Below are 4,741 nucleotides of genomic sequence, written 5' to 3'. Positions count from 1 at the left end.
GTGGAACAAAATTATAATGATAATGTTAAAAAATCTCTCTACTTAAATGTAGAGAGATTTTTATTTTTATTTTGTATTTGGTTTATCGCCTCTTAAATATGATGGGTTAGAATGATTATTAGCATTAGATTTTGATGTTATGCTATTTGGTTCATCATATAATTGTCTTAAGGAATGGCCATTTTTTGGTACATTTTTCATGATATTCACCTTTCTTCTGTTGTAATTTTTATCAAATTAAGATTATTAATTTGATTTTTATAGTATTTGTTTCATTAAATTTTATATACACTAAATTAAGTAAATCAGCTTATCTTTTAATAAAATTATATAGACTAGTACAATTATATAAACTACCTATGTTGACACAAAATTGAAAATATGTTATATAAAGAATATGGTTAGCACTCAATGGGTGAGAGTGCTAATAAAAATTGAATTAACGTATTATTTCGGTATGTTTTTAGTGTGAAAGGGGAAAGAAATATGGAAAAGAAACAATTTAAAGCAGAATCTAAAAGATTATTAGACCTTATGATTAACTCAATATATACAAATAGAGAAATATTTTTAAGAGAACTTATATCTAATGCAAGTGATGCTATTGATAAGATTTACTATAAAGCATTAGTAGATGATTCCATAAGATTTAATAGAGATGATTATTATATCAAGATAACTCCTGATAAGGAAAATAGAACTTTAACAATTAGTGATACTGGTATAGGTATGACAAAGGAAGATCTTGAAGAAAATCTTGGTGTTATAGCTCAAAGTGGATCATTAAAGTTTAAGAAAGAAAATGAAGTTAATGATGAGCATAATATAATAGGACAATTTGGTGTTGGTTTTTATTCAGCTTTCTTAGTTGCTAAAAAGGTTACAGTTATAAGTAAAGCTTTTGGAAGTAATGAAGCTTATAGATGGGAATCAGAAGGTGAAGATGGATATACTATAGAACCTTGTACTAAAGATACAGTAGGAACAGATATTATTCTTACTATGAAAGAAAATGTAGAAGATGAAGATTATGATCAATATTTAGATGAATATAAATTACAAGCAATGATTAAAAAATATTCAGATTTTATAAGATACCCAATTAAGATGGATGTAACTTCAAGAAAGCTTAAAGAAGGTAGTGAAGATGAATATGAAGAAGTTAAGGAAACTAAAGTAATAAATAGTATGGTTCCTATATGGAAGAAAAATAAAAAGGAACTTACTGATGAAGACTATAATAACTTCTATTTAGAAAAACATTATGGATTTGATAAGCCTTTAAAACATATTCATATAAGTGTAGATGGTATGATGAGCTATAATGCTATATTATTTATACCAGAAAATATTCCATATGATTTCTATACAAGAGAATATGAAAAAGGATTAGAATTATATTCAAATGGTGTTCTAATAATGGAAAAGTGCGGGGACTTATTACCTGATTACTTTGGATTTGTTAAAGGGGTAGTGGACTCACCAGATTTATCTCTTAACATATCAAGAGAAATGTTACAACATGATAGACAATTAAGACTTATTGCAAAGAATATAAAAAATAAGATTAAAAATGAACTAAAGAATATGTTAAAGAATGAAAGAGAAAAGTATGAAAAATTCTATAATTCATTTGGAAGACAATTAAAATATGGAGTATATGATGATTTTGGAGCAAATAAGGATGTATTAAAGGAATTATTAATGTTCTATTCATCAAAGGAAAAGAAATTAGTTACATTAGATGAATATGTAGATAGAATGCCAGAAAGTCAAAAATATATCTATTATGCTACTGGTGAATCAAATGAAAGAATTGAAAAATTACCACAAACAGAAGCATTATTAGATAAAGGATATGAAATATTATACTTTACTGAAGATATAGATGAATTTGCTATAAAGATGCTTATGAATTATAAAGATAAGGAATTTAGATCAGTATCTGGCGGAGATTTAGGAATAGAATCAGAAGATAATAAAGAGGTATCAGAAGTAGAAGAAAAAGAAAATAAAGAAATCTTTGAAGCTATGAAAGAATTATTAAATGGCAAGGTTACAACTGTTAAAGAATCAAAGATATTAAAGAATTATCCAGTATGCTTATCAACAGTTGGAGATATAACACTTGAAATGGAAAAGATATTAAATGCTATGCCTAATAATCAAGCAGTAAAGGCTGAGAAGGTTTTAGAAGTTAATATAAATCATGATGTATTTAAAGCATTAAAGAATGCATATGAAAATGATAAAGATAAGTTTAACTTATATACTAATTTATTATATAATCAAGCATTGCTTATAGAAGGAATAGACATAAAAGATCCAGTAGATTTTACAAATGATATATGTAAATTAATGAAATAAAAATGAAAAAAGCTCTACCTTTTTGGTAGAGTTTTTTTATTGTTTGAATTTATGCTTATAACTAAAGGTTTTTATTAGTTTAAGAATAAGGTATGTAGCAAATACTATTGTATAAATAATTAGGTCAAATGATTTTTTATGTAACTTATTTAATGATAAAACTAAAATATGTATGTAAGTTAAAAGATAAAATAAGTAAGCAAATCTTTGTAGCTTTTTCCAATCATTATATTTAATTTTAATTCTAATCTTTTTAAATGAAGTTATAAATAATGGAATCATTATTAAAAACGCTATAATTCCTATAATTAAATAAGTAACATATAAAGGTTTTAATGGTTTGCCAGGAATCAATTTAAGTATAATAAATCTAGCAAAATACATTATACAATGTGGAAGTATAAATATAGAACCTAGTATAGCTAATTCAGCTCTTATACTTAATAGTTTTTTAGTTAAATTCCATCTTGGATTTAATGCTCCTGCAAACATTACAAGCACAAAAAATGCAATTGAAATATGTCCTTTCATAGAAACCCTTTCTAAAGTTCCTATAAATCCATTTAGTTCAATATTAGAAGTTAATCTTAAGATTTCATAAACAGTTGTCAAAATAGCCATTACAGAAGCTATAAAATAAAATATTTTTGCATGATTTCTAATTGATTTTGTAAAAAGTAGTACTAAAAGCGTTACTACGATTAATGAATAAATAAAATACATATGATACTCCTTTTCTTTAAATATTGATAATCAATATCAATAAAAGTTTAATATAGTTATAGAATTTAGTCAATAATTTTTTTAATATAAACTTAGTATTGATAAAAAAGTGACAATAAAATACCTTATATAGTAATAAAAATATAAAAAGTTTTGCATATGGATGAATTTTATATATCCACAAAAATAAATTCTCTGATTAATAAATTTAAAAATTAAACATATAAGTAGTTTATATAACAATTCAAATAAAAGGGAGAAAGAAAATGGATGATAATAGAGAGCAGTGGGGTTGTAAATTTGGATTTATACTTTCAGCAGTAGGCTCAGCAGTTGGATTAGGAAACATATGGAGATTCCCTTATGTTGCATATGCAAATGGTGGAGGAGCATTTTTAATCCCATATTTTGTTGCAATATTTACAGCAGGGATTCCAATTTTAATTTTAGAATATGGAATGGGTCACAAATATAAAGGATCAACTCCTCTTGCAATAGCTAGAGGAAAGAAAAATTGGGAATGGCTTGGATGGTGGCCAACCATAAATGCATTTATAATATTAATTTATTATTCAATGATACTTAGTTGGACTATTAATTACTTAAAGCTTAGTTTTACAAAAGGCTGGGGTAATGATACTAATACATTTTTCTATAATTCATTTTTAAATACAAGTAATTCACCTTTAGAATTTGGTGGGATTGTATGGAACATACTAATTGGAATAGCTTTTATCTGGGGAATAAATTGGTTTATTTGCTATAAAGGAATTAAAAAGGGTATAGAAAAAGTTAATAAAGTACTTTTACCTACATTAGTTTTTATTATGATAGTAATTGCTATAAGATCTATAAATTTAGAAGGAGCAGTTAAAGGACTTAATACATTATTTACTCCAGATTGGTCAATGATGTTAAAACATGAGGTATGGATTGCAGCATATGGTCAAGTATTCTTTTCATTGAGTTTAGCTATGGGAATAATGATGACTTATTCAAGTTATTTACCTAAAGATACAGATATAAATAATAGTGCTTTCATTACTGGATTTGCAAACTGTGGATTTGAGTTTTTATCTGCAATAGCAGTCTTTTCTATTTTAGGATATATGGCAACAGCACAAGGGGTTGAAGTATCAAAAGTTGTATCAAGTGGAGTTGGACTTGCATTTATAGTTTTTCCACAGGTATTTACTACTATGGGATCAATAGGAACAGTGCTTGGAGTTTTATTTTTCTTATGCTTAATATTTGCTGGAATAACTTCATCAGTATCACTTATACAAGCAGTATCAGCACCTTTTGAAGATAAATTTGGATGGGATAAAAAAAGAGTTGTTACAGCATTGGCTATATTAGGTTTTTTAATTAGCATAGTTTTTGCAACAGGAGCTGGTTTATATTTATTAGATATAATAGATAATTTTATAAATAATTTTGGAATAGTAGTTGTTGGTTTCTTAGAAGTTGTTTTAATCGGATGGATAGTTACACCAGATGAAATTCGTAGTCATACTAATAAAGTTTCTTATTTTAATATAGGAAAGTGGTGGAATATAATGATTAAGTATATATCACCAGCTATATTAATTTTCATGCTAATTCAAACATTATTTACTGAATTTACTACACCGTATGGAGGATATAATTT

The 4,741-nt window shown here is 25.9% G+C and carries 4 protein-coding genes; 2 read left to right on the top strand and 2 right to left on the bottom strand.

Going from position 1 to position 4,741, the window contains the following annotated elements:
- Positions 1 to 66: 66 nt before the first annotated feature.
- Positions 67 to 201, bottom strand: coding sequence for a hypothetical protein (locus SPJ33_RS03785; RefSeq protein WP_321116645.1), 135 nt, complete (start codon positions 199 to 201; stop codon positions 67 to 69).
- A gap of 285 nt (positions 202 to 486) precedes the next feature.
- Between SPJ33_RS03785 and htpG the strand changes: the two genes are divergently transcribed.
- Positions 487 to 2,367, top strand: coding sequence for a molecular chaperone HtpG (gene htpG / locus SPJ33_RS03780; protein ID WP_321116644.1), 1,881 nt, complete (start codon positions 487 to 489; stop codon positions 2,365 to 2,367).
- 36 nt (positions 2,368 to 2,403) lie between these two features.
- On the opposite strand, the gene SPJ33_RS03775 is transcribed toward htpG, so the two are convergent.
- The gene (locus tag SPJ33_RS03775; RefSeq protein ID WP_321116643.1) at positions 2,404 to 3,090 is read right to left on the bottom strand and encodes a ferric reductase-like transmembrane domain-containing protein; all 687 of its coding nucleotides are present in this window, start codon (positions 3,088 to 3,090) and stop codon (positions 2,404 to 2,406) included.
- 266 nt (positions 3,091 to 3,356) lie between these two features.
- Here SPJ33_RS03775 and SPJ33_RS03770 point away from each other — a divergent pair.
- The coding region (locus SPJ33_RS03770) for a sodium-dependent transporter (RefSeq protein ID WP_321116642.1) at positions 3,357 to 4,741 on the top strand (1,385 nt) is incomplete at its 3' end.

The organism is Clostridium sp. (assembly GCF_034179595.1).
Lineage (GTDB): Bacteria > Bacillota > Clostridia > Clostridiales > Clostridiaceae > Clostridium.
The sequence above is the reverse complement of the archived record's forward strand: the minus strand, read 5'-3'. Positions and strand labels throughout refer to the sequence as shown.

Bases quoted from the DNA above. Each gene is read 5' to 3' on its own strand.
- SPJ33_RS03785 (WP_321116645.1), bottom strand. From the start codon at position 201: ATGAAAAATGTACCAAAAAATGGCCATTCCTTAAGACAATTATATGAT.
- htpG (WP_321116644.1), top strand. From the start codon at position 487: ATGGAAAAGAAACAATTTAAAGCAGAATCTAAAAGATTATTAGACCTT.
- SPJ33_RS03775 (WP_321116643.1), bottom strand. From the start codon at position 3,090: ATGTATTTTATTTATTCATTAATCGTAGTAACGCTTTTAGTACTACTT.